Raw genomic sequence first — 24,404 nt, 5'->3', positions numbered from 1 at the left:
CAATATCCACCTCTTGTGGACAAGTTTTTACAGAACCGAAGAATAAGCTGTCCACATGTTATCCACAGTTTGTGGATAAAGGTTATGGGTGACAAAGTTATTCAGAGTGAAAACACAAATATAATAACAAATAATATCAAGGTTTGCAATGGTTTTTCGAGATTTATCCACAACCCCGTCAGGCTGTGCATGAAAATTGTCCACAGGTTGATAATTTGTGAAAATCCTGTCAATATCTTGTGTGGATAGTCCGAAATTTGTCGATTTATTATCCACAGTTAGCTGAGAGGGGCCTTCAGGCTATTTTTTATCTAAACGGGCAAAATAATTCTTACCAATCCAAATCTAAGGGATCTGGGAAAAGGTAACAATATTAGGACAGTAGTTGACAATTTAAAGTTAACATCTTTATAATAAGTAGGACTGTCGTTTTAAATTTATAGGCTTATCCTCTGGGAGGTGTAATATAATGAAAAGAACGTATCAACCAAATAAGCGTAAGCACAGCAAAGTTCACGGTTTCCGTAGCCGCATGAGTTCAGCAAACGGACGTAAAGTTCTTGCTCGTCGTCGCCGTAAAGGAAGAAAAGTATTATCAGCTTAGACCACTGAAACGTCTCAGTGGTCTTTTTTTAAATGACTTTATAAATGGAAACTCGCCGATTGGCAAGTCCGATAGGACGGGTTCATGAGGCGTAGCTGAATTTATACTTTCTTATTAGCTAAAAAAATGCTTTTTGATTCAGAACAACGTTGATTGGAGCGGAAGGCGTGAAGACTCTGCGGGAGTAGGGTCCTGGGGAGACCCGCAGGAGCAGCGAGGAGGCTCCCCGGCCCCCCGCGAACCGCGTGCGCCTGGAGCGGAAATCAACAGACCTGATTAACAGAGCCTTTAGAATAAGGAGGACTGTTCGATTTTATGAAAAAGGAGCTCCGAATTAAAAAGAATCAGGACTTTCAAGTGGTTTTTCAAAAAGGTCGTTCTTTTGCCAACCGGCAATTTGTTGTCTATTCATTAGAAAAAGAAGGACAGAACCATTTTCGAATTGGATTGTCTGTCAGTAAAAAACTAGGTAATGCAGTAACAAGAAATCAAATTAAAAGATATGTCAGGCAAGCAATTTTTGAGCTGAAAGAACAATTAACGCCAGGAAATGATTATGTGATTATCGCCCGGAAGCCCGCCAGCGATATGGACTTTTTTGAGATCAAAAGCAGTCTAACTCATGTATTAAAGGTTGGTAAGGTTTTAAGAAAAAATGATTAGGCGATAATTGGTAAGGAACTAGCCAAATTCAGCACAAACTGAGCAGACATAACCTGTAAAAAAATGATAAAATATCCTTTAAGAACATAGCATCAGGAGAAATACATAAATGGAAACTCGCCAATTGGCGAGTCCGTTAGTACGGTTCATGAGGTATAGTTGAATTTATACTTCTTTTTAGCTAAAACGGGGACAAGCAATTATCTATTATAAAAGGAATAAGGAGGAAAAACCGGTTGAACAAACGAATATTATTGTTATTCGGACTGCTTTCTGTTTTCCTGCTGCTGACTGGGTGCAGTGAATTCAATAAACCAATCACGGAAGAGAGTACAGGTTTTTGGAATGAATATATTGTTTATCCATTATCATGGCTAATTAAAGAAATGGCTTATTTACTTGGTGGGAACTTTGGATTATCCATTATTGTTGTTACTATTCTAATCCGCCTGGTGATCCTGCCGCTGATGATTAAACAGACAAAAAGTTCAAAAGCAATGCAGGCTTTGCAGCCGGAAATGAAAAAACTTCGTGAGAAATACAGTTCAAAAGATGCAAAGACACAGCAAAAGCTTCAGCAGGAAACGATGGCCCTTTTCCAAAAGCATGGGGTTAACCCAATGGCAGGCTGCTTCCCATTAATCATTCAAATGCCGATTTTAATCGGGTTTTATCATGCAATTTCGAGAACTAGAGAAATTGCTCAGGATAACTTCCTATGGTTTGACCTAGGTGAAAAGGATCCATATTATATCCTGCCGATCGTAGCGGGGATCACGACATTTATTCAGCAAAAAATCATGATGGCTGGTCAGGAGCAGAATCCGCAAATGGCGATGATGCTTTGGATGATGCCAATTATGATTGTTATTTTTGCTTTCAATTTCCCAGCAGCTCTTTCCTTGTATTGGGTTGTCGGAAATATTTTTATGATTGTGCAAACCTATTTTATTAAAGGACCGGATTTAAAAGCGCAGGCATCCGGTAATGCGGGAGGAGCAAAAAAGTGAAACAGGTAACTGCTACAGGACAAACAGTCGAAGAAGCAGTAGAATCAGCTTTAGCTCAATTAAAGACAACAAAGGACCGCACTGAAATAAACATCATTGATGAAGGTAAGAAAGGGATTTTTGGCATTTTCGGATCACGGCCGGCGGTAGTAAAGGTGACCGTAATCCATGACCCGATTGAAGAAGCTAAGAAGTTCCTGGTGCAAGTTGGCGATCAAATGGGCGCACCTGTTAGTATCGATGTGAAGCGCGAAGGTAAGCAGGTGCTGTTTATTTTGACAGGTGAGAAAATTGCGCTGCTTATTGGGAAGCGTGGACAAACACTGAACTCTCTTCAATATTTAACGCAATTAGTGATAAACCGCCATTCGGAGCAATATTTTACTGTGCTTCTGGATGCTGAGGATTATCGAAACAGACGAAATGAAACACTGATACAGCTCGCCAACCGCCTGGCGCAAAAAGCCGTTCAAACAGGAAAAGACGTCGCTCTTGAACCAATGCCATCCTACGAGCGTAAAGTTATTCATACTGCCTTATCCGAAAATAAACGGGTCAAAACTTCTTCCGATGGAGCTGAACCCCATCGCCATGTTGTGATATCACCAGTGAGATCAAGATAACACCCTGCCAAAAGGCAGGGTGTTTTTTTATTAGGAAAAGAAAATATTAAACACCTGTTGATTAAGGAAGTGGCAAGGCTCCCCGTACCACCCGCGGAATACAAGCGCCTCGGGAAAGGCTAAGAGCAGCCTGTCCCTGCGATGATTATGCAAGGAAGCGTTCCTTAGTGGGGCGGAAATTAACAGCCTTTTTTGCTGTTTTTTAAAAAAATCGCTGTGAATAACTTTTTCTTTACTAAAATGTGTTTTATTGTTATTCACATGTGGATAAGTTAAAATAATACAAGGTATTATCAAGTGTGGATAATTCCAGCCAGTTAACTGCAAAGGCTGGCTTTTTTGTGGTATTCTATTATTTTGTAGCAAAATCGAAACTTTATATAAATATTGTAATGTTTGCGAGGTGAAAAAAATGGAGTTTGATACAATAGCGGCCATATCGACACCGATGGGGGAGGGAGCCATTGCTATTGTCCGATTGAGTGGGAATGAGGCCATTCCAATTGCAGATAGTCTATTTAGAAGTGTCAGCGGAAAGAAATTGGCGGAAATGTCCTCCCATACGATTCATTATGGCCATGTTATTGATCCGAAAAGCGGCCAAGTAGCAGAAGAGGTTATGATCTCCTTGATGAAGGGCCCGAAAACTTTTACTAAAGAGGATGTAGTGGAAATTAACTGCCACGGTGGTCTCGTGTCCGTCAATCGAGTATTGCAGCTTGTCTTAAATGGCGGCGCAAGACTTGCAGAGCCGGGCGAATTCACGAAACGTGCCTTTCTAAATGGACGGATTGATTTGTCCCAGGCGGAAGCAGTCATTGATTTAATCCGGGCAAAAACTGACCGGGCGATGAATGTCGCTTTAGGACAAATGGAAGGGCGTCTTTCCAAGCTGATTCGCCGGTTAAGACAGGAGATTCTTGAAATCCTGGCCCACATTGAAGTGAATATTGACTACCCGGAATATGATGACGTAGAAGAGATGACACATACAATGCTTTTACCGAAGGCTCATTATGTAAGGGAAGAATTAAATAAACTGCTGCAAACCTCCCAGCAGGGGAAAATTTTGCGGGAAGGATTGTCGACCGTAATTATCGGCCGGCCTAATGTCGGGAAGTCCTCTTTATTAAACAGTCTTGTTCATGAAAATAAAGCGATTGTCACCGATATCCCAGGGACAACAAGGGACGTTATCGAGGAGTATGTAAATGTCCGCGGCGTGCCGCTAAGGTTATTGGATACGGCTGGTATAAGGGAAACTGAGGATATTGTTGAACGGATTGGTGTCGAGCGTTCCCGCCAAGTTTTAAAAGAGGCAGACCTTATTTTGCTGGTGCTGAACTATTCCGATCAACTGACAAAAGAAGATGAAAATCTTTTTGAAGCAGTAAAAGGAATGGACGTTATTGTCATTGTCAACAAAACCGACCTGCCTAAACAAATTGATATAGACCGGGTGACGGAATTGGCAAAAGACCATAAGGTGGTTACTACCTCTTTATTAGAGGAACGCGGCGTTGATGAACTTGAGGAGGCAATTGCTTCATTGTTCTTTGCCGGTTCAATTGAAGCGAAGGATGCCACTTATGTTTCTAACACTCGCCATATTGCGCTGTTGAATCAAAGTTTACGGGCTATAGAAGAAGCAATTGAAGGTGTGGAAATTGGAACGCCAATCGATATTGTGCAAATTGATTTAACAAGAACATGGGAGCTGCTGGGGGAAATTATCGGGGACAGCGTCCATGAAAGTCTGATTGACCAGTTATTCTCGCAGTTCTGTTTAGGAAAGTAAGACCGCAGTGCGGCGTTGCGGCCTGCCAGGGGCAGGATGAGGCTTCAGCTATCATTGTTTATAGCGGTTTGGCGGAACTAAAACGTCGATTAATATGGGCAAAAAAATATAGAGTAATTTTTCCGTTTAAAAAAACGGAAAAGGAGGAAAACCATGCAATACGAAGCAGGAAATTATGACGTCATTGTTGTTGGGGCCGGCCACGCCGGCTGTGAGGCGGGCCTCGCGGCGGCTAGACTGGGTGCGAAAACCTTAATGATTACCATTAATCTGGATATGGTGGCGTTCATGCCATGTAACCCCTCAGTCGGAGGGCCAGCAAAAGGGATTGTGGTCCGGGAAATTGATGCACTTGGCGGTGAAATGGCCAAAAATATCGATAAAACCCTTATTCAAATCAGAATGCTGAACACAGGTAAAGGTCCAGCCGTCCGTGCGCTCAGGGCCCAGGCCGATAAATTTGCCTACCAGCATGAAATGAAAAAGACCTTGGAAGAGGAACCAAACTTAACCTTAATTCAGGGCATGGTTGAGCAATTGATTGTCGAAGATGGAGTTTGCACAGGTGTAGTTACTAAAACAGGTGCAATATACCATGCGAAAACTGTTGTTATTACAACAGGAACTTTCCTTCGTGGCGAAATTATCATTGGTGAATTAAAATATTCCAGCGGCCCGAACAATCAGCAGCCATCGATCAAGCTTTCAGAGCATTTAGAACAGCTCGGGTTTGAGCTGGTCCGCTTTAAAACAGGAACACCACCAAGGGTAAACAGCAACACCATTGATTACAGCAAAACAGAGATTCAGCCCGGCGATGAAGAGCCGAGGGCATTCTCTTATGAAACAACAAAATACATTACTGATCAGCTCCCATGCTGGTTAACCTATACAAATGATCAAACACATTCCATCATTGACCAAAACCTTCATCGTTCACCGATGTTCTCGGGAATGATCAAAGGAACAGGTCCGCGTTATTGCCCATCCATCGAGGACAAAGTGGTCCGTTTTAACGACAAGCCTCGCCACCAAATTTTCCTGGAGCCGGAAGGAAGAAATACAAAGGAAGTGTATGTGCAGGGATTATCGACAAGTCTTCCTGAAGATGTACAGCAGCAAATCATTAAAACTGTCCCAGGACTTGAAAAAGCCCAAATGATGCGGGCTGGATACGCAATTGAGTACGATGCCATCGTTCCAACACAGCTGTGGCCGACTTTAGAGACAAAAGTGGTTAAAAATCTTTATACTGCCGGACAAATTAATGGCACATCAGGCTATGAAGAAGCAGCAGGACAAGGTTTAATGGCGGGGATTAATGCGGGATTAAATGCACTTGGCCGTGAAGAGCTTGTACTAAGCCGATCTGAGGCATATATTGGTGTGCTGATTGATGATTTAATTACAAAGGGTACGAATGAACCGTACCGCCTGTTAACTTCACGGGCAGAATACCGCCTTTTATTGCGTCATGATAATGCCGATTTGCGGTTAACTGAAATAGGTCACAAAATCGGCATGATACGAGAAGAGCGGTATCAAGCATTTTTAGCTAAAAAAGCAGCAGTTGAAACAGAAAAGGATAGATTGCGTTCTGTTATTTTAAAACCTTCTGCCCAAGTTCAAGAATTAATCAGAAACACAGGCGGCAGTGAATTAAAAGACGGAATTAGAGCCTCAGATTTATTGAAAAGGCCGGAAATGACATATGAACTGCTCGAGACATTGACAAAGTCAGAAGTTCCTATAGATGATGAGGTCAAAGAACAAGTGGAAATCCAAATTAAGTACGAAGGCTACATTGAAAAATCATTGCAGCAGGTCGAGCGGTTAAAGAAAATGGAAGATAAGAAGATACCAGAAAATATCGACTACGATGCCATTAGTGGGTTAGCAACAGAAGCAAAGCAAAAGCTGAAGAAAATCAGGCCGCTAACACTCGCTCAGGCTTCCAGAATTTCCGGGGTAAATCCGGCGGATATTTCTATTTTGCTTGTTTATTTGGAACAAGGACGGATCGCCAGAATCGCCAATGAATAATGGAGTGAGGAAGAAACTTTTATGAATATCGAACAATTTGAAACAAGTTTAAAGGAAAAGGGAATAGCCCTAAGCAGCACCCAGCTCGGCCAGTTTGAAAAGTATTATGAAACGCTGGTGGAGTGGAATGAAAAAATGAACTTAACGGCGATAACGGAAAAGGGCGAGGTCTATTTAAAGCATTTTTATGATTCAATTTCAGCTGCTTTTTATTTTGACTTTACCAAACCATTCCGACTTTGTGATGTTGGGGCAGGTGCAGGATTTCCGAGCATTCCGTTGAAAATTGCCTTTCCTCATATCGATGTAACGATTGTGGATTCGTTAAATAAGCGGATCACATTTTTAAATCACTTGGCAGCGACATTAAACTTGGAAAAGGTCCAATTCGTTCATGACCGTGCGGAAACATTTGGTGTTAATCCAAACTATCGGGAAAGCTTTGATGTGGTGACAGCGAGGGCGGTTGCCAGAATGTCTGTATTAAGTGAGCTTTGCCTTCCACTTGTCAAAGTCGGCGGGCACTTCCTGGCACTAAAAGCAGTCAATGCAGAGGAAGAATTAAAGATGGGCCAAAAAGCAATTGCAGCACTTGGCGGCAAAATCCTCAACTCTCACACCTTTAATCTGCCGATTGAGGAATTCGACAGAACGATCATCATCATAAATAAAGAAAAACAAACGCCCAAAAAATACCCGCGTAAGCCGGGTGTTCCTGGAAAGACCCCAATTGAATAGGGGAATTTGAAGGTTAGGATGGGATTGGATATTTCTTAGGGCTGACAATTTTGCGATAAAAATGATATCCTAGGCAGGAAGAATGTATCGACATAGAGAATAAATAAAAGGGAGTTTTTCGTAAAGGTGGTGTCGGGGATGAAAAATTCATTTTCACGCTTTTTTGGCTTTGCTGATAAGGGAGAACAAACTGTTGAGCTTGAAGAAGAGCTGAATATAGAGAAAAACGAAGAAATTAAGAAAATACCGATAGACCAAATTGTTCCTAACCGATTTCAGCCGAGAACAGTTTTTGATGAACAGAAAATTGAGGAATTATCCAGAACCATTCATACACATGGTATAATACAGCCGATTGTTGTAAGAGAGTTTGCTGCCGGCCAATATGAAATTATCGCTGGGGAACGCCGCTGGCGGGCGATGAAGAAATTAGGTTGGGAAGAAGCTCCGGCTATTGTAAAAAATTTAAACGATTCGCAGACCGCTTCTGTTGCTCTTATTGAAAACCTTCAGCGGGAAGAGCTATCGCCGATTGAAGAGGCGATTGCTTATAGCAAGCTGCTTGAGCTTCACAACCTCACTCAGGAGGCTTTGGCTCAACGCCTTGGCAAGGGGCAGTCAACCGTTGCCAATAAGCTGCGCCTGCTTAAATTATCTCAGCCTATACAGGATGCGTTATTAAATAAGACGATTACCGAGCGCCATGCCCGTGCCCTTATTCCGCTCAAGATTGCGGAACTGCAAGTGGCTTTGCTTACAGAAATAATTGAGAAAAACTTGAATGTTAAACAGACGGAGGACCGCGTCGTCAAACTGCTGGAGCAAAAAAACGAAAAGCCGAAACCAAAGCGGAAGGCTTTCAGCAAAGATATGCGAATTGCTGTCAATACCATTCGCCAATCGTTATCAATGGTCTCAGACAGCGGAATTAATCTGAATTCTGAAGAAGAGGAATTTGAGGATTTCTATCAGTTTACAATTCGCATCCCAAAGAAAAAATAAAATAAACTAAAATCGAAAGAACCAGACAATTTTCTGTTTGGTTCTTTTTAGTTTTACAATGATTTTATCATCCCCCATGAAAATCCCATTTAGGAAAAATATGTATCGACCCTGGCTGTATTATTTTTTGAAAAAAAACAAAATCCGCCCAAATTCATGATAAAATAAAGGAATGGACTTCCCATATCATTTGGTGGATAATGTCAAAATAGGGATATTTTTAATAGAATAAGAGATTGAAATTTTGGGAGAATTAAAGGGTAGGTGACATCGTGGGTAAAATCCTTGCAATCGCGAATCAGAAAGGCGGAGTCGGTAAAACGACTACTTCTGTCAACCTGGGCGCCTGCTTAGCACATATAGGAAAACGGGTCTTATTAGTTGATATTGACCCGCAAGGAAATGCAACAAGCGGAATCGGTATTGAAAAAGCAGAGGTCGACCAGTGTATATACGATGTTTTAGTAGATGATGTGGAAGCGAAGGAAGTCATTAAGGCGACAGCGGTGGAAAATTTATACGCAATCCCGGCTACGATCCAGCTGGCAGGAGCGGAAATAGAATTAGTGCCGACCATTTCCAGGGAGGTTCGTTTAAAACGAGCTTTGGAAGAGGTGAAAGATCAATTTGATTATGTGATCATTGATTGTCCGCCATCATTAGGCTTATTGACGATTAATGCTTTAACAGCATCTGATGCCGTGCTAATCCCTGTGCAGTGTGAATATTATGCCTTGGAGGGATTAAGTCAATTACTTAACACGGTAAGGCTGGTGCAAAAGCACTTGAATCAGGAACTAAAAATTGAAGGTGTATTATTAACAATGCTAGATGCAAGAACTAATCTTGGCATCCAGGTCATTGAGGAAGTGAAGAAGTACTTCCAGGATAAAGTGTATAAAACCATTATTCCAAGAAACGTCCGTCTAAGTGAGGCTCCAAGCCATGGGGAACCAATTATTAATTATGATGCCAGGTCCCGGGGCGCTGAAGTATATTTAGATTTAGCAAAGGAAGTGGTCTCGCATGGCTAAGGGCTTAGGAAAAGGCCTGAATGCATTTTTTACAATGGAAGCTGGCAAAGAGGAGACAGTCCAAGAAATTAAACTAAAGGATTTACGTCCAAACCCCTACCAGCCTCGCAAGCATTTCCAACCAGAAGCCATTGAAGAATTGAAAGCATCCATTTTAGAACATGGAATCCTGCAGCCGATTATTGTAAGAAAAAGCATAAAGGGTTTTGAAATTGTGGTAGGGGAACGCAGGTTTAGGGCCGCAAAAGAGGCAAAGCTTGAAACAGTCCCAGCTGTAGTCCGAGAACTTTCCGAGCAGCAAATGATGGAATTGGCTGTCCTTGAAAATCTTCAACGGGAGGATTTAAATCCAATTGAAGAAGGACAAGCCTATAGCACCTTAATGGAGAAGCTGAAGCTGACTCAAGAAGAAGTAGCAAAACGTCTTGGGAAAAGCCGGCCGCATGTGGCTAACCATATCCGTCTATTGTCCCTGCCTCCAAACATCCAATCGTTAATTTCAGAAGGCAAGATTACAATGGGACATGGACGTGCTCTATTGGGGCTTCGGCAAAAAGCAAAGCTTGCCGCTTTAGTTGAAAAGATTATCAAGGAATCATTAAACGTAAGGCAGCTTGAAAAGCTGATTCAGCAGCTAAACGAAAATGTTCCACGTGAAACAAAAAAGCCGGAAAAGAAGGATGTCTTTATTAAAGAACGGGAGCATTCATTAAGGGAACGGTTTGGAACATCAGTGCACATTAAACAAAACAAGAATAAAGGGAAAATTGAAATTGAATTTTTCTCCCAGGAGGATTTGGATCGAATTCTATCGCTTTTGGGACCTGATGATACAGAATAAGCCATCTTCGGGATGGTTTATTTTTTTAGAGATTCCTTTTCATAATAGAGAAAAAAGGTGAGGACAGCATGTTTTTGTTAGGCACACTAGTGAATGGATTGTTAATTGTTGTTGGTACCCTTTTGGGGAAGTTATTAAATCGTATTCCTGAAAGCATGAAAACAACCGTCATGTATGCAATTGGCTTATCGGTCATGGTTTTGGGCTTGCAGATGGGTTTAAAAAGTGAAAATTTCCTTATTGTGATTATCAGTCTTGTTGTAGGGGCAGTGTTAGGTGAGCTTCTAAAGCTTGAAGAAAAATTAAATGATCTTGGGGGCTGGCTGGAAAATAAAGTTGGTTCAAACGGTAAGGGCAGTATTGCTGAAGGCTTTGTTACAGCTACGTTAATTTTTGTAATTGGCGCCATGGCCATTATCGGGGCACTTGACAGCGGGATCCGCGGCGACCATGATGTTCTTTATACAAAGGCACTAATTGACGGCTTTACTGCCTTAATCTTAACTACGACATTGGGAATAGGCGTTATTTTTTCTGCTATCCCAGTCGTGCTGTATCAAGGTTTGATTGCCCTATTTGCCACGCAAATTGACCGTTTTGTTCCCCAGATCCTGATGGACCAGTTTATTGTTGAAATGACTGCAGTAGGCGGTATCATGATTTTTGCAATTGGGATAAACCTTACAGGCTTAACAAGAATAAAAGTCGCCAACCTCCTCCCTGCCATTCTAGTGACCGGAGTGATTGTGACGATTTTATATAGCTACCATCACTATTTATAAATAGAAAGAGCAATGGAATGAGAATCCATTGCTCTTAATTTGTTTTCTCTTCTTCTATCCATTCCAGGTTGGTCCAGCTTTGTTTATTGTGCAGCAGGCCAGCCTGGTAAATTCCATTTGCAATGGTTTTGGCCATTTTCATAACTAAATTTAGACGGGTATTTTGTAATACATAGAACTCCATAAACCCGCTGACATTCACGATTCCGGTAATATGAAGCTCGCCAACAGGGGGCAGCTCCTTATTTACCCCAGCCCCTGGTTTAACAGGACCTTGCCCTACCTGAATGGCACCAACATTTTTATTGCGGCCTAGGCAGGCATCTATACCGATAATATAGGGGTCTGAATGCAAGGCTTTTATTTCCTCTAGTCTATGTGCTAAATTAACAGCGTGAACCGGCTCATCTAAAGTTCCATACACATAAAAGGATTCGAGTTTCTTCTCCTCCAATAACGTCCCAACAAGTGGCCCTAATGAATCTCCTGTTGAGCGGTCAGTACCAATACAAACAAAAACGATGGGACGACTTGTGACTGATGGAATATGTTGAAGCAGTTCATCAGCTAAACTTTCAGCGGCATGCAGGTCATCATGCATGAACTGTGTCTTAGCCTTCCTGTCAAACATGAAAGCTTTAAGATTCATTAAGTCCACTCCCTAAATCTTTTCGCTCATCTGCCTTAACAGTATACGGAAAATTTAGAGAAACTATACATATCCTTACAGAAAAAGAAAAATTCAGAACGCTATTAACTCCTTTGAAAAATTGTTAAAATAGTAATGGCAGTTGTTAAGCTTAAAGGAAGGTGTGTTAATGAGTATTACAGAAAAGGGATTAAAAAAAATCATTGCCAAATTGCAAAATGAAGATACATGGTTGAACCTAAGTGAAGGCCTTCTTAAAATTATTGCTATTATTATTGTTGCGCAATTATTAATTCGGTTTGGCAAAGTAATGATTCATAACATATTTAAAATAAGAAACATTTCGCCGCTTAGAACCAATGTCCGGCGGGAGGAAACTCTATCCAAGCTTCTCGATAATATACTATCTTATGTGGTTTATTTTATTGCCTTCCTGACGATTCTTTCGGTTATGAACATTGATGTCAAGGCTCTGCTTGCAGGTGCAGGAATTGTTGGCTTAGCGGTAGGGTTTGGCGCACAAAGTTTGGTAAAGGATGTTATTACCGGATTCTTTATTATTTTTGAAGATCAGTTTTCAGTAGGAGATCATGTGAGGATTGGCCAGTTTGAAGGAAATGTTGAAACGATAGGTTTAAGAACAACGAAAATTAAAAGTTGGACAGGCGAAGTTCATATTATCCCTAATGGAAGCATTTTAGAAGTAACGAACTTCTCGATAAATAATAGTGTCGCCGTTGTAGATATTGCCATTCCTTATAAAGAGGATATAGAAAAAGCACAGCGGGTAATCGAAAACCTCTTGAAGACAATGCAGGAAAGGTATGAGGAATTAGTGAAGAGCCCTGAACTCCTGGGTGTACAAAATCTTAGTCCAACAGAGGTGACACTAAGAATTGTGGCTGAAACCCAACCGATGAAACACGCTGCACTGGCAAGGAATATTCGAAGAGATATCAAATTAGAATTGGACCAAAATGGAATTGATATTTCATATCCAAATATTGTCATGTTATCAAAAAATCCAGTTACTGGTGTTTAGAGGCAGGTGATTGAAATGGAAGAAAAGGAATTTGGGATTAATGATATTGTCGAGATGAAGAAGCAGCACCCATGCGGAACCAATCGCTGGAAAATCATCCGGATGGGCATGGATATCCGGATAAAATGCGAAGGCTGCGGGCATAGTGTTCTCATTCCAAGAAGGGAATTTTCCCGAAAAATGAAGAAGATTCTTGTGAAACATGAAGAATAATATTTCATGCTTCAACGAAAAGCGGAAGTGCTTTGACCATGCGCGACAGGCATAAGATGAGCTGTCAAGAAGGCTGACTTTTAGTCTTCTTGACGGATTGGCTGTAAACCTTCGTTCCCTAGGCGCTGGAGCTGGACTAATTCCTAAGTATGATAGATTATCCTTAATATTAAAATAGAAATAGTAGATTCAAAGTTTGGGGGTGGAGAAATTGGCTCAAACAGTTGTCAAGGCTGCGTGCCCATTGAACTGCTGGGATAGCTGCGGTTTAAAGGTTACTTTGGAAAATAACCGAGTAATAAAGGTGGAAGGAGATCCTGACCATCCTATCACAAAGGGGAAGATTTGTGGCCGAGGCCGGATGCTTGAAACAAGGACGAATTCACCAGCAAGGCTCTTGCACCCTTTAAAAAAGAAAAATGGAAAATTTGAGCAGATTCCCTGGAGACAGGCTCTAGATGAAATAGCAGCCAAATTGCAGGATATAAAAGAACGTTATGGAACAACGGCTGTGCTGCACAGTCATGACTACGCCAATAATGGTATTTTGAAAAATCTCGACCAGCGCTTTTTTAATTGTTATGGCGGCGTTACCGAACTTTATGGTTCGCTTTGCTGGGGCTCGGGAATCGAAGCGCAGAAATGGGACTTCGGCAATGCCTGGAGCCATGAACCAAATGATATTATGAACAGTAAAAATATCATTATTTGGGGGAGAAATGCTGCCCGGACTAATATGCATTTTTACGAAAAGCTTTTGGAAGTGAAAAAGCAGGGCGCCAAGCTATATGTGATTGACCCGCTCTTTAACGCAACAGCAAAAGTTGCTGATAAACATATAACGATAAAACCGGGAATGGATGGTATATTAGCCGCTGGAATTATCAAAGAGATGCTTCGTTTGGGGCTGGAGGACCGATACTTTATTGAGAACTATACATTTGGATTTGCTGATTTAGCCATGCTTCTTGACGGAATCTCTTTAGAAACGATCAGTGACATGACGGAAGTTTCTAAAGAAAACATAACAGAGCTAGCCTATCTTTATGCTGAAAAACCAACAGCTACTTTTATGGGGCTAGGCCTGCAGCGGTACCAAAATGGCGGCAATACGATTCGCTTGATTGACGCCCTTGCCGCAGTGAGCGGGAATATCGGAATTCCGGGCGGCGGAGCAAACTATGCCAATCTTCAGGTTGGACAAAGCTTTGATTTTGCTGAATTAACTATGCCAAGCCGCAGGCAAAATCATCGCTTATTTTCAATCATGAAACAGGCAGAAGGAATTTTGTCGGCCGTGAACCCAGAGATTAAAATGATTTTTGTTACATGCGGGAATCCGTTGACCCAAGTCCCTGATTCAACAATAGTGACAAAAGCATTTTCATCTGTTGAAACTCTTGTAGTGATGGAGCAATATATGACAGACACGGCGAAGCTGGCTGACTATATCCTCCCTGTTACAACCGTCTTCGAAGAAGAAGATTTGTACTATTCATCGATGTACCATCATTATGTCAATTACGGACCAAAGCTTATTACGGCTCCAGGTGAGGCAAAACCAGATTTATGGATATGGGCGCAGTTAGCCGAGCGGCTGGGGTTCGGTAAAGATTTTGATTATTCAAGGGATGAATGGCTGAAGATGACTTTAAAATCATTAGCAAGCAAAGGCTTTACATTGGAAAGGTTAAAAGACCAGCATGCGTTAGAGTTACCTGTACAAAAGGTTCCTTGGCAGGATCGGAAGTTTCAAACACCGTCTGGGAAATTTGAATTTACTTCCCTGACAGGGCAACAAAAAGGGGCTGGCGGATTGCTGACGCTAGCCGTACCAGATGAGTCAAAATGGTCGAATCCAAGCATGGCTGAAAAATTCCCTTACAGCCTATTAACGATTCACCCACTAAGGTCAAACCACTCACAGAACTATCATTTATTGGGTGGGAAGATTAAATTGAAAGTGGAAGTAGCGCAAAATATTGCTGACGCTCATGGCTTGCAATCAGATGATTATGTAAGAGTTTGGAATGATCGTGGTGAAGTACAGGGTTATGTGTCCATTTTGGCGACGGCCCATCCTAATACGATTAATATTGATGAGGGAATTTGGAAGGAATTTGGCGGGTCTGTCAATAACCTGACTTCCAGCAGAGAGTCTGACAATGGGCTTGGAAGTACTTTATACGATTGTCTTGTTGCAATCGAAAAAATATAATCATGAGGATAGGGCCCATATAATGTCGGGCCCCTTCTGTTCTATTTATATTGTGGAATCTCCAGAATGAGTTTATATGAGTCAAGTAAACTATATAAGTTATGAATCTGGAAAACTTGCTTTGCCGCCCAGCCAATATCAGAAGCATACTGATGTGTTGCGGCACCCTTTGCCGCAGCTGAACCAGGATTCCACCTCATTTTATAAAGAGTGTCCTGACCTGCATTAATATAGCCGTTGGCAATAAATTGGGCACCGCCAATAATGGCTGCTTCAGGTGTAAACCATCCGGCATTAAAGGCAAATAGGGCGCCGCTTTCTAAAGCGGTAGTATCATAAGCACCAATTCCATACATATTGTAAACAGTTTTCCCGTTGAACTCTATGCCTGTGGCTAACTTGGATGTGCCGTTACTTGTTTCTAATAAGGCGTGGGAAATTAAATAAATTTCATTGATTCCGTATGTTTGTCCGGCCCTTATAAAGGAGGACGCCATTCCATGCAAAATCCCTTTTCCGGAAAGGATCCTTTGGTTAACCTCATCTGCATTAAGATTGGCTGTAGCCGAAAGTTTTAAAAATTGCAGGGAATCAACTGTCGTATTTAGGAAATTCGTTGGATTAACATAATAGGTGACATCTTCCGGACTGGCATTTACCCACGTTTTATTGTAGGAGATTTGGTACCAGTCATATCCGTCCTTCCCTTTTACTGTACCAAGTATTTGTAACTGTTCCTGTGCCTTCACCTGACCGATTGACCAATAGTCTGTGCCGGCGCCGCCCCTTACATTCCAAACGCCACTATTTACAGTTCCGCTTGCAGGGCCATTTAATGTTAAGGAATCAGCACGGATGAAGGCTGAGTATTTCTTATCTGTCTGCGGACTCACGCCCATTTCTAGTTTTACCATGTCAGTCAGACTGATATTATAGTTTTCGTAAACCTTATCAATATTGCCGTTGGTTACATTTGGATTAAGTGGTTCTGAAGCAGATAAGTATTGTGCACTAACATAACCTGTCTGTCCATTTGCTGTAACCTTTGCCCAGCCATTTTCTTCGAAGTTGACTGTTACAATCGTCCCTCTAGCTAGCTTTGTCAAGACAGCACCTTTTGTGGAAGCCTCGGCACGCATATTTAAGCTAGAGCCATATACGACACTTACATATTTCTCCACTGAAGCATGATCTTGTTGTGTTGGATTGTTTTCTGGAGCGGGCTCCGTACCAGTAACAGGTTTTGTTTCCGATAAAAACTGCGGATTGACATAGCCTGTTTGTCCATATGCTTCAATCTTTGCCCAGCCATTTTCTTCTGATAAAACTGTCACTGTGGTCCCGCGTGCCAGCTTAACCAATACGGAGGCATCTGCTGCGGCACCTTTTCGCATATTTAAGGAGGAGTCAAGGCTGACGTTTACATACTTGGTTACAGGTACGGGCTCTTCTTTTTTTGTTTCTGTATTTGTGTTTGCTCTTGCTGGAGCCAGATATTCAGCGCTAACATACCCTTCCTGGCCATTTACGATTATCTTTGCCCATCCATTTGCTTCAGAATAGACAGTTACTTCTGTTTCATTTGCCAGTTTTGTAATAACAGCAGAACTTGTGGAAGGGCTCTTTCGCATATTCAATTTGGAACGGGAATCGATATTCACATATTTCGTTGCTGCTGGTTGTGGAGCAGGTACTGTAACACTGTTGCTTGCCGAAGGCTTGTCTGCCAAATAGGCTGAACTGACAAAACCAGTTTTTCCATTTGCCTCAATTTTAGCCCAGCCGTTTGTTACGGAAATGAATTTCACCTCTGTGCCCTTAGCGAGTTTTGCTATAACGGGGGCACTCGTTGATGTACCACTTCTCATATTAAGTGAGCCGCTGACTAGATTTACATATTTCAGTGTTGTCGTACTTGAAGTTGGCGGTACAGCCTGGGCTGCCGGATTTTGATTTGATAAAAATTTTGAACTGACATATCCGCTTTTTCCACTTGCTGCGACTCTGGCCCAGCCGTTCACTTCGGAATAAACTGTTACAGCCGTACCTTTTGGTAAAGCCGCAAGTACAGCAGAACTTGTGGAAGCACTTTTTCGCAAATTAAGTGAGCCGCTATCAACATTTACATACTTTGTAATGGCTGATTGGACATTACTGGTTTGTGTTGTATTGGATTCAGCAAAGACGGCCTCTTCGAAGGCAGCCGCTGACAGTACCGCAAAACAAAACGTAGGCAATATGGCCTTCTTTACAACACTAGGTTGGGGACGGGAATTTTTGTATTTTTCTACTCTGCTTGGTAATAACTCTTGTTTTTCCATTTCTCCTCCCAATAACTCATAAATATGTATTTTTTTCCTAATGTTAAGGAAAAAGTAATAGTTTTGTATTAAATTTTACCATATTTGCTAATTTAGTAGAGAAATTTGAGGGAAATTGTAGCATTAAAACTGTGTTTTTTTCTAATTTTCTTAGATTATGAGGTTTTATGTCGTGTGCTTGAGTCAGGAAAGGTCCATTCTTGTTTTTTTACAAACGAATGCCTATAATGGTGAAAGGCTTGTAATTTTTAGGATGAATAAAATTGAAATAGATATTTTTATCTTGAGGAGTGAACGTGAATGGCTTTAACAGCGGGTATTGTGGGGCTTCCAAACGTGGGTAAGTCCACATTATTTAATGCAATTACCCAGGCGGGAGCGGAATCGGCAAACTATCCCTTCTGCACCATTGACCCTAACGTTGGGATTGTAGAGGTACCGGATTATCGTTTGCAAAAATTAACGGAGCTTGTTCAGCCGAAAAAGACAGTTCCGACAGCGTTTGAATTTACTGATATTGCTGGGATTGTTAAAGGCGCCAGCAAGGGAGAAGGATTAGGAAACAAATTCCTTTCTCACATTCGTGAAGTGGATGCGATCTGCCAAGTGGTACGCTGCTTCGCCGACGAAAATATTACCCATGTATCCGGTAAGGTTGATCCAATTTCTGATATCGAGACCATCAATTTGGAATTAATTCTTGCTGATATGGAAACGGTGGAAAAACGTATCGGCCGTGCGGAAAAATTGGCCAAGCAAAAGGATAAAGATTCTGCAGCAGAGTTTGAAGTGCTTGCAATGCTCCGCGACGCTTTTGAAGCAGAAAGACCTGCAAGGTCCGTTGAATTTACAGAAGAGCAATTAAAAGTAGTTAAACACCTCCATCTTCTGACTATTAAACCAGTCCTTTACGTGGCCAACGTCAGTGAAGATGATGTTGCTGACCCGTCCGGAAATGAGTATGTTCAAAAGGTCCGGGAATATGCAGCTAAAGAAAATGCTGAAGTAATTGTTGTCTGTGCTAAAATTGAAGAAGAAATTGCCGAGCTTGAAGGCGAAGAAAAGAAAATGTTCCTCGAAGAGCTTGGAATCGAAGAATCTGGACTTGACCAATTAATCCGTGCAGCCTATAGTTTGCTTGGTTTAGCTACGTATTTTACTGCCGGTGTGCAGGAGGTTCGTGCCTGGACCTTTAGAAAGGGAATGAAGGCTCCTCAGTGTGCAGGGGTCATCCACTCTGATTTTGAGCGTGGCTTTATCCGTGCAGAAACTGTTTCCTTTGATGATCTAGTTGCTGCCGGAAACTATAATGCAGCAAAAGAAGCAGGCAAAGTCCGTTTGGAAGGTAAAGAATACGAAGTAAAAGACGGAGACGTCATGCATTTCCGTTTTAACGTATAATAATTGGAAGCTGGCACATGTCAGCTTCTTTTTGTTTGGCTCTTTTCTCAGAGATTGTTGCTTTTAACTATATTGAAAACACCGAGTGGATTGGAGCGAAAGGCGCTTGACTCCTGCGGGAAATAGAGGAAAGGTCGAGACCCCGCAGACGGAACGTCGAGGAGGCTCGACTTCCTCCCCGCGGGTTTGCTGAGCGCCTGTAGCGGAAAGGAACGGTCAGTGTTATTCCCAAAAACAACAAACTTTACGAAAAGAGCCTTTTGTTTTAATAGTATTAAAGCCCTTTGCTGATTATTAAAGACTGTTGATAGGAGCGGAAAGCGAGCCCCTGGAGCGGAAATCAACAGTCTGGTATAGCGGCCATTTTTTTAAGCTATCTTGAAAAAAGTGGCATTCATGTGAAGGGAATTGCATTTCAATCGCCTATGTGCTATAATTTCAACTTGTGAGTAATGAATAATTGCTCCTTGCCCATACTAGGGCCGTTTTAGACCAAAAGGAGGTGACTGTGATGAACAAGTACGAAATCATGTACATCATCCGTCCAAACATTGAAGATGAAGCAAAAAAGGCTCTTGTAGAGCGTTTCAACAACATTCTTCTTGAAAATGGCGCGGAAGCTGCTGAATCAAAAGATTGGGGTAAACGCCGTCTTGCTTACGAAATCAATGATTTCCGTGACGGATACTACCAAATCGTTAAGACAACATCTTCGTCTGCTGCAGTTCAAGAATTTGCACGTCTTGCAAAGATCAACGAAGATATCATTCGTCATATCGTAATTAAAGAAGAAGAGTAGAATAGAAAAGCGGAAGCTAGACAAATATAAATATTTCTGGTAAAAAATGTTTCATGTGAAACATTTCCGGGAGAAAAGGAGTTGATTCTGATGATGAATCGTGTCGTTCTTGTTGGCCGTTTAACTAAAGATCCTGACCTTCGTTATACACCAAGCGGCGTTGCGGTTGCTACCTTTACTTTAGCTGTAAATCGAGCATTTTCGAATCAGCAAGGGGAACGCGAAGCAGATTTTATTAACTGTGTCGTATGGCGGAAGCCGGCAGAAAATGTAGCGAACTTCTTAAAAAAAGGAAGTTTAGCAGGTGTTGACGGCCGGATTCAAACCCGCAACTATGAAGGACAAGATGGCAAACGCGTATATGTTACAGAGGTTGTAGCAGAGAGTGTTCAGTTCTTAGAACCGAAAGGCGCATCAGGCGGCGGTGGCGGAAGAGGCAACGATTTCTATGGTGCACCCCCAATGGAGCCGCAAGGAAACCCATTTGGCGGCGGCAATCAGAATCAACGACAAAATTCCAACCAAGGTTTTACAAAAGTAAATGATGATCCATTTGCAGGAAGCGGTCAAATTGACATTTCTGACGATGATCTTCCATTTTAATGTAGCCTTAATAGATCGGATTAATTTTTAAAAAGTGAAGGAGGGAATTTCCATGGCAGGAGGACGCAAAGGCGGACGCGCAAAGCGCCGTAAAGTTTGTTACTTTACAGCAAATGGTATCACTAACATCGATTACAAAGATGTAGATTTACTAAAAAAATTCATCTCTGAACGCGGTAAAATTTTACCACGTCGTGTGACAGGTACTAGCGCTAAATATCAACGTAAATTGACTGTTGCAATCAAACGTGCACGTCAAATGGCTTTATTACCATTCGTTGCAGGTGAATAATAAAGCTGCATAAAAGACAGCCAAGGCGAGAGCCCTGGCTGTCTTTTTATTAGCTGATAAGAAAGAATGAATTCAACTCCCCCTCATGAACTGTCCTATCGGAATGCCAATCGAAGAGCTTTCATTTACAAAAAATTTGAATAGCATGCTATATCTAGCTAAAATTAAGAAGTAGAACGTTTAGTTTCGAGGTGAAGAAGTGAAAAATGTTCGTAAGTTAACAGAAGGCGCCATGCTTTTAGCGGCCTTTACGGTTTTGTTTCTAATATCGATGTATTTACCATTTGTAGGAATGGTCTCAAGTTTGTTTTTAGCTGTTCCCTTTATTTTATTTGCGGCTAAAAATGAAGGAAAATGGACTATTGTTTTTATTGTTGCTTCTATCCTTCTTTCCATTATTGTCGGGTCGTTTCTCTCTCTTCCATTAGCCTTGTCATTTGGAACAACAGGAGCAGTAATGGGGTATTTAATTCAAAAGAAAAAAGAGCGCATGACAATCTTCGTTGCCAGTTCGTTTGTTTTATTGATTAATATCATTGGAATGTATGCGGTTAGTATTATCTTTTTTAACATGGATATCATCAATGAAATGATTACTACCATGAAGGATTCCATTAAAATGTCAACCGACATGCTGAAGAATTTAGGGCAAGAAAAACAAGCAGAAAATACAGTAAAACAATTCACTAGAGGATTAGAAATGGTTAGAACCTTGATTCCAACACTGTTTGTATTAACTTCCTTTATTCTGACATTGATGATTCAACTAGTATCCTATCCAATCGTAAAAAGGTTTGGAGTTGAGGTTAAAAAGTGGAAGCCGTTTAAAGACCTCAGCCTGCCGAGAAGCCTGCTGTGGTATCTTCTGATTACCCTGTTTGCTAATATTGTGCTAAACCCTCAGGAAGGGACATATCTATTTGCTGTATTATTAAATCTTACATATGTACTGCAATTCTTGATGATTTTTCAAGGCTATACCTTTATGTTTTATTACCTTGATGCGAAAGGAATCTCTAAATCAGTAGCAGTTATCCTGGCTGTTTTCTCCTTCATTATTCCGATTTTTCTTTATATTATAGGGATATTAGGTATAATTGATTTAGGCTTTGATTTACGGAAAAAGTTTAAAAAAGAGTCATGACTACTGTGATTGGGAGCTGAAAAATTTGCCTGCATTTTTAGAAAAACGGTCGATACGTTATCCTTTTTATGGATTAATCGGCGTTACAGTGGTACTGCTCGTTGTCCTGCTATTATACAATTGGATATTAAGCTTGGCGGGGTTTTTCGCCATGTTTATCCCTCTTTACTATATGTTTGTGGTGGACCGGCGCCAGCGAAAGGAAATGGAAGAGTATATTGCCACCCTCTCTTACCGAGTTAAAAAGGTTGGCGAGGAGGCGCTGCTCGAGCTCCCGATCGGGATTATGCTGATCAGTGAAGAATATACCATCGAGTGGGCAAACCCTTATTTATCCTCATGTTTCGATGAGAATACCTTGCTAGGCAAGTCGCTTTACGATGTCGCTGACAGCCTAATTCCATTGATAAAACAGGAGGCCAAAACAGAAGTTATCACCCTGCAAGATAAGAAATTCCGTGTCATTCATAAACCTGAGGAACGGCTCTTGTACTTTTTTGATGTAACTGAACAAGCTGAGATTGAAAAGTTATATCAGAATGAACGAACAGCTATTGCCATCATCTTCTTAGATAATTATGACGACCTGACACAGGGAATGGACGATCAAATGCGCGGGAGTCTTAATAATTTGGTCACCTCTATTTTAAATAAGTGGGCAAATGAAAATGGAATTTTTCTAAAAAGAATATCGTCAGAACGTTTTATTGCTGTTTTTAATGAGGAGATTCTCCACAGTCTCGAGAAGGGGAAATTCTCAATTTTAGACGAAGTGAGGGAAATGACGTCAAAGCAAAATTCCGCCTTCACCTTAAGTATTGGTGTTGGTACAGGTGTATCTTCATTGCCGGAATTGGGATTGTTAGCCCAATCGAGCCTCGATTTAGCATTAGGCCGCGGCGGCGATCAGGTGGCGATTAAACTTCCGAACGGCAAGGTGAAATTTTTCGGTGGAAAAACAAATCCAATTGAAAAGCGTACACGCGTGAGGGCACGGGTTATCTCCCATGCTTTAAGAGATTTGATTATAGCCAGTGACAAGGTCATAATTATGGGACATAAAAATCCGGATATGGATTCCATTGGTTCGAGCATTGGAATTTATAAAGTGGCACAACTCAATCAAAAGGATGCTTATATTGTTGTCAACATGCAGGAAATGGAGAGTGGCGTTAAACGGATGATGGATGAAATCCGCCATCAGGAGAAGTTATATTCCAGCATTATAGGTCCGGAAGAGGCCTTAGAAATTGCCACGGATAAAACCCTGCTAGTTGTCGTCGATACCCACAAACCTTCCCTTGTTATGGAGGAGCGGGTGCTCAATAGAATCGATAATGTCGTTGTTATTGACCATCACCGCCGCGGTGAGGATTTTATCTCCAACCCATTGCTCGTTTATATGGAACCGTATGCCTCTTCTACTTCAGAGCTGGTAACGGAATTTTTGGAATATCAGCCAAAACGAGGTAAAATTGAAGTAATTGAAGCAACAGCGCTGTTGGCGGGTATTATTGTTGATACCAAAAGTTTTTCGCTAAGGACTGGATCAAGGACATTTGATGCTGCGTCATACCTGCGTGCTCACGGGGCTGACACGATTCTTGTGCAAAAGTTCCTGAAGGAAGACGTCGGTACATATATTAAAAGGTCGAAGCTTATTGAATCCGTCTATTTCTATCATGAGGGAATTGCCATTGCCAAAGGCACAGAACAAGATTTCAATGACCAAGTGATTATCGCCCAAGCAGCAGACACGCTTCTAACCATGAACGGAGTGATGGCCTCATTCGTTATATCTAAAAGAAATGAGGAACTGATTGGAATTAGCGCTCGTTCACTAGGAAACATAAATGTACAGGTCATTATGGAAGGGATGAGAGGCGGCGGCCATTTGACAAATGCAGCGACCCAGCTGACCGGCCTTACCATCGAACAAGCAGAGGACCAGTTGAAGCAAGTAATCGACGAATATTTAGAAGGGAGTACAAAGGAATGAAGGTAATTTTTTTAAAAGATGTAAAGGGAAAAGGAAAAAAGGGTGAAATTAAAAATGTGGCTGACGGTTATGCCCATAACTTCTTAATTAAGCAGGGGCTTGCTGTTGAAGCAAACTCTGCTAATGTCAGCACCTTGGATGCTCAAAAGAAAAAACAGGAAAAGGAAGCCGCTGAAGAGCTTGCTGAAGCGAAAAAGCTCAAAGAAAAATTGGATAAAATTACAGTTGAGCTGACAGCAAAAGCTGGTGAGGGCGGACGTCTATTTGGTTCGATCACCTCAAAACAAATCGCTGAAGAACTGCAAAAGAAGCACGGCATTAAAATCGACAAACGGAAAATGGAGCTTGATGATGCGATTAGGACATTAGGTCATACGAAGGTTCCGGTTAAGCTCCACCATGAGGTAACGGCCGCTTTGACCGTTCATGTGAAAGAAGGAAAATAAAAGATAGCCTTTAGAGAATAAAATTTGCCAGTTCAAATTTTGATGAATCATGATAAAATAAAAAAGCAAGCTTAGAGACGTGATCGGTTTATCTGGTCACTTTTTTCTTTTTAAGATATGATTATTTTTATAAGATTAA

The 24,404-nt window shown here is 41.5% G+C and carries 23 protein-coding genes; 21 read left to right on the top strand and 2 right to left on the bottom strand.

The window, feature by feature from the left end; translation table 11 throughout:
• Positions 1-469: 469 nt before the first annotated feature.
• The 11 genes from rpmH (at position 470) to ACZ5AE_RS28585 (ending at position 11,138) form a co-directional block, all read left to right on the top strand.
• Positions 470-604, top strand: coding sequence for a 50S ribosomal protein L34 (gene rpmH, locus ACZ5AE_RS28635; RefSeq protein WP_066059809.1), 135 nt, complete (start codon positions 470-472; stop codon positions 602-604).
• Positions 605-919: 315 nt separating this feature from the next.
• Complete coding sequence (gene rnpA / locus ACZ5AE_RS28630; protein WP_464568385.1) at positions 920-1,267, top strand: ribonuclease P protein component; 348 nt, start codon at positions 920-922, stop codon at positions 1,265-1,267.
• Between the two features lie 236 nt (positions 1,268-1,503).
• The gene (gene spoIIIJ / locus ACZ5AE_RS28625) at positions 1,504-2,277 is read left to right on the top strand and encodes a YidC family membrane integrase SpoIIIJ (protein WP_464568383.1); all 774 of its coding nucleotides are present in this window, start codon (positions 1,504-1,506) and stop codon (positions 2,275-2,277) included.
• The gene (jag, locus tag ACZ5AE_RS28620; RefSeq protein ID WP_464568381.1) at positions 2,274-2,900 is read left to right on the top strand and encodes an RNA-binding cell elongation regulator Jag/EloR; all 627 of its coding nucleotides are present in this window, start codon (positions 2,274-2,276) and stop codon (positions 2,898-2,900) included. Before spoIIIJ ends, jag begins: the two co-directional genes overlap by 4 nt.
• Positions 2,901-3,312: 412 nt before the next feature.
• A complete protein-coding gene (gene mnmE / locus ACZ5AE_RS28615) occupies positions 3,313-4,698 on the top strand; it encodes a tRNA uridine-5-carboxymethylaminomethyl(34) synthesis GTPase MnmE (RefSeq protein ID WP_464568379.1) in 1,386 nt (461 codons plus the stop codon).
• A 153-nt stretch (positions 4,699-4,851) separates the two neighbouring features.
• The gene (gene mnmG, locus ACZ5AE_RS28610; RefSeq protein WP_464568377.1) at positions 4,852-6,741 is read left to right on the top strand and encodes a tRNA uridine-5-carboxymethylaminomethyl(34) synthesis enzyme MnmG; all 1,890 of its coding nucleotides are present in this window, start codon (positions 4,852-4,854) and stop codon (positions 6,739-6,741) included.
• Positions 6,742-6,762: 21 nt separating this feature from the next.
• Positions 6,763-7,479: a 16S rRNA (guanine(527)-N(7))-methyltransferase RsmG gene (rsmG, locus tag ACZ5AE_RS28605; RefSeq protein WP_464568375.1), complete on the top strand. Its 717-nt coding sequence runs from the start codon at positions 6,763-6,765 to the stop codon at positions 7,477-7,479.
• A 138-nt stretch (positions 7,480-7,617) separates the two neighbouring features.
• Positions 7,618-8,481, top strand: coding sequence for a nucleoid occlusion protein (gene noc / locus ACZ5AE_RS28600; RefSeq protein ID WP_464568373.1), 864 nt, complete (start codon positions 7,618-7,620; stop codon positions 8,479-8,481).
• 272 nt (positions 8,482-8,753) lie between these two features.
• Positions 8,754-9,515 carry a ParA family protein gene (locus ACZ5AE_RS28595; protein ID WP_464568371.1) on the top strand — a complete coding sequence of 254 codons (762 nt, stop codon included), beginning with the start codon at positions 8,754-8,756 and terminating at the stop codon, positions 9,513-9,515.
• Positions 9,508-10,356 (top strand): ParB/RepB/Spo0J family partition protein, encoded by an 849-nt coding sequence (locus tag ACZ5AE_RS28590; protein WP_464568369.1) that lies wholly within the window; start codon positions 9,508-9,510, stop codon positions 10,354-10,356. The genes ACZ5AE_RS28595 and ACZ5AE_RS28590 overlap by 8 nt, the downstream gene beginning before the upstream one ends.
• A 68-nt stretch (positions 10,357-10,424) precedes the next feature.
• Positions 10,425-11,138, top strand: a complete 714-nt coding sequence (locus ACZ5AE_RS28585; protein WP_464568367.1) for a DUF554 domain-containing protein — start codon at positions 10,425-10,427, stop codon at positions 11,136-11,138.
• A 34-nt stretch (positions 11,139-11,172) separates the two neighbouring features.
• Here the strand turns inward: ACZ5AE_RS28585 and yyaC are convergent, their stop codons facing one another.
• The gene (yyaC, locus tag ACZ5AE_RS28580; protein ID WP_464568365.1) at positions 11,173-11,787 is read right to left on the bottom strand and encodes a spore protease YyaC; all 615 of its coding nucleotides are present in this window, start codon (positions 11,785-11,787) and stop codon (positions 11,173-11,175) included.
• A gap of 169 nt (positions 11,788-11,956) precedes the next feature.
• Between yyaC and ACZ5AE_RS28575 the strand changes: the two genes are divergently transcribed.
• The 3 genes from ACZ5AE_RS28575 to ACZ5AE_RS28565 all read left to right on the top strand — a co-directional run bounded on the left by ACZ5AE_RS28575 (position 11,957) and on the right by ACZ5AE_RS28565 (position 15,260).
• Positions 11,957-12,829 (top strand): mechanosensitive ion channel family protein, encoded by an 873-nt coding sequence (locus tag ACZ5AE_RS28575; RefSeq protein WP_464568363.1) that lies wholly within the window; start codon positions 11,957-11,959, stop codon positions 12,827-12,829.
• A 15-nt stretch (positions 12,830-12,844) separates the two neighbouring features.
• Positions 12,845-13,042, top strand: a complete 198-nt coding sequence (locus ACZ5AE_RS28570; RefSeq protein ID WP_464568361.1) for a DUF951 domain-containing protein — start codon at positions 12,845-12,847, stop codon at positions 13,040-13,042.
• Positions 13,043-13,253: 211 nt separating this feature from the next.
• Positions 13,254-15,260: a molybdopterin-dependent oxidoreductase gene (locus tag ACZ5AE_RS28565; protein ID WP_464568359.1), complete on the top strand. Its 2,007-nt coding sequence runs from the start codon at positions 13,254-13,256 to the stop codon at positions 15,258-15,260.
• Between the two features lie 41 nt (positions 15,261-15,301).
• Here the strand turns inward: ACZ5AE_RS28565 and ACZ5AE_RS28560 are convergent, their stop codons facing one another.
• A complete protein-coding gene (locus tag ACZ5AE_RS28560) occupies positions 15,302-17,581 on the bottom strand; it encodes an SH3 domain-containing protein (RefSeq protein WP_464568357.1) in 2,280 nt (759 codons plus the stop codon).
• 300 nt (positions 17,582-17,881) lie between these two features.
• Between ACZ5AE_RS28560 and ychF the strand changes: the two genes are divergently transcribed.
• The 7 genes from ychF to rplI all read left to right on the top strand — a co-directional run bounded on the left by ychF (position 17,882) and on the right by rplI (position 24,265).
• Entirely contained in the window at positions 17,882-18,982 is a 1,101-nt protein-coding gene (gene ychF, locus ACZ5AE_RS28555) for a redox-regulated ATPase YchF (RefSeq protein ID WP_464568355.1), read from the top strand.
• 511 nt (positions 18,983-19,493) lie between these two features.
• Positions 19,494-19,781, top strand: a complete 288-nt coding sequence (rpsF, locus tag ACZ5AE_RS28550; RefSeq protein WP_213147846.1) for a 30S ribosomal protein S6 — start codon at positions 19,494-19,496, stop codon at positions 19,779-19,781.
• Between the two features lie 90 nt (positions 19,782-19,871).
• Positions 19,872-20,384: a single-stranded DNA-binding protein gene (gene ssb, locus ACZ5AE_RS28545; RefSeq protein WP_464568353.1), complete on the top strand. Its 513-nt coding sequence runs from the start codon at positions 19,872-19,874 to the stop codon at positions 20,382-20,384.
• Between the two features lie 52 nt (positions 20,385-20,436).
• Positions 20,437-20,676: a 30S ribosomal protein S18 gene (rpsR, locus tag ACZ5AE_RS28540; protein WP_173062335.1), complete on the top strand. Its 240-nt coding sequence runs from the start codon at positions 20,437-20,439 to the stop codon at positions 20,674-20,676.
• 199 nt (positions 20,677-20,875) lie between these two features.
• Positions 20,876-21,820 (top strand): YybS family protein, encoded by a 945-nt coding sequence (locus tag ACZ5AE_RS28535; protein WP_464568350.1) that lies wholly within the window; start codon positions 20,876-20,878, stop codon positions 21,818-21,820.
• Between the two features lie 25 nt (positions 21,821-21,845).
• Positions 21,846-23,819 carry a DHH family phosphoesterase gene (locus tag ACZ5AE_RS28530; RefSeq protein ID WP_464568348.1) on the top strand — a complete coding sequence of 658 codons (1,974 nt, stop codon included), beginning with the start codon at positions 21,846-21,848 and terminating at the stop codon, positions 23,817-23,819.
• Positions 23,816-24,265 (top strand): 50S ribosomal protein L9, encoded by a 450-nt coding sequence (rplI, locus tag ACZ5AE_RS28525; RefSeq protein ID WP_464568346.1) that lies wholly within the window; start codon positions 23,816-23,818, stop codon positions 24,263-24,265. The genes ACZ5AE_RS28530 and rplI overlap by 4 nt, the downstream gene beginning before the upstream one ends.
• The last annotated feature ends 139 nt before the right edge of the window (positions 24,266-24,404 follow it).

This window comes from Neobacillus sp. S1227 (assembly GCF_055385255.1).
The sequence above is the reverse complement of the archived record's forward strand: the minus strand, read 5'-3'. Positions and strand labels throughout refer to the sequence as shown.

Bases quoted from the DNA above. Each gene is read 5' to 3' on its own strand.
- ACZ5AE_RS28590 (WP_464568369.1), top strand. From the start codon at position 9,508: ATGGCTAAGGGCTTAGGAAAAGGCCTGAATGCATTTTTTACAATGGAA.
- ychF (WP_464568355.1), top strand. From the start codon at position 17,882: ATGGCTTTAACAGCGGGTATTGTGGGGCTTCCAAACGTGGGTAAGTCC.
- ssb (WP_464568353.1), top strand. From the start codon at position 19,872: ATGATGAATCGTGTCGTTCTTGTTGGCCGTTTAACTAAAGATCCTGAC.
- ACZ5AE_RS28560 (WP_464568357.1), bottom strand. From the start codon at position 17,581: ATGGAAAAACAAGAGTTATTACCAAGCAGAGTAGAAAAATACAAAAAT.
- ACZ5AE_RS28575 (WP_464568363.1), top strand. From the start codon at position 11,957: ATGAGTATTACAGAAAAGGGATTAAAAAAAATCATTGCCAAATTGCAA.
- yyaC (WP_464568365.1), bottom strand. From the start codon at position 11,787: ATGAATCTTAAAGCTTTCATGTTTGACAGGAAGGCTAAGACACAGTTC.
- mnmG (WP_464568377.1), top strand. From the start codon at position 4,852: ATGCAATACGAAGCAGGAAATTATGACGTCATTGTTGTTGGGGCCGGC.
- rpsR (WP_173062335.1), top strand. From the start codon at position 20,437: ATGGCAGGAGGACGCAAAGGCGGACGCGCAAAGCGCCGTAAAGTTTGT.
- noc (WP_464568373.1), top strand. From the start codon at position 7,618: ATGAAAAATTCATTTTCACGCTTTTTTGGCTTTGCTGATAAGGGAGAA.
- rsmG (WP_464568375.1), top strand. From the start codon at position 6,763: ATGAATATCGAACAATTTGAAACAAGTTTAAAGGAAAAGGGAATAGCC.
- rpmH (WP_066059809.1), top strand. From the start codon at position 470: ATGAAAAGAACGTATCAACCAAATAAGCGTAAGCACAGCAAAGTTCAC.
- mnmE (WP_464568379.1), top strand. From the start codon at position 3,313: ATGGAGTTTGATACAATAGCGGCCATATCGACACCGATGGGGGAGGGA.
- rplI (WP_464568346.1), top strand. From the start codon at position 23,816: ATGAAGGTAATTTTTTTAAAAGATGTAAAGGGAAAAGGAAAAAAGGGT.
- ACZ5AE_RS28585 (WP_464568367.1), top strand. From the start codon at position 10,425: ATGTTTTTGTTAGGCACACTAGTGAATGGATTGTTAATTGTTGTTGGT.
- rpsF (WP_213147846.1), top strand. From the start codon at position 19,494: ATGAACAAGTACGAAATCATGTACATCATCCGTCCAAACATTGAAGAT.
- ACZ5AE_RS28570 (WP_464568361.1), top strand. From the start codon at position 12,845: ATGGAAGAAAAGGAATTTGGGATTAATGATATTGTCGAGATGAAGAAG.
- rnpA (WP_464568385.1), top strand. From the start codon at position 920: ATGAAAAAGGAGCTCCGAATTAAAAAGAATCAGGACTTTCAAGTGGTT.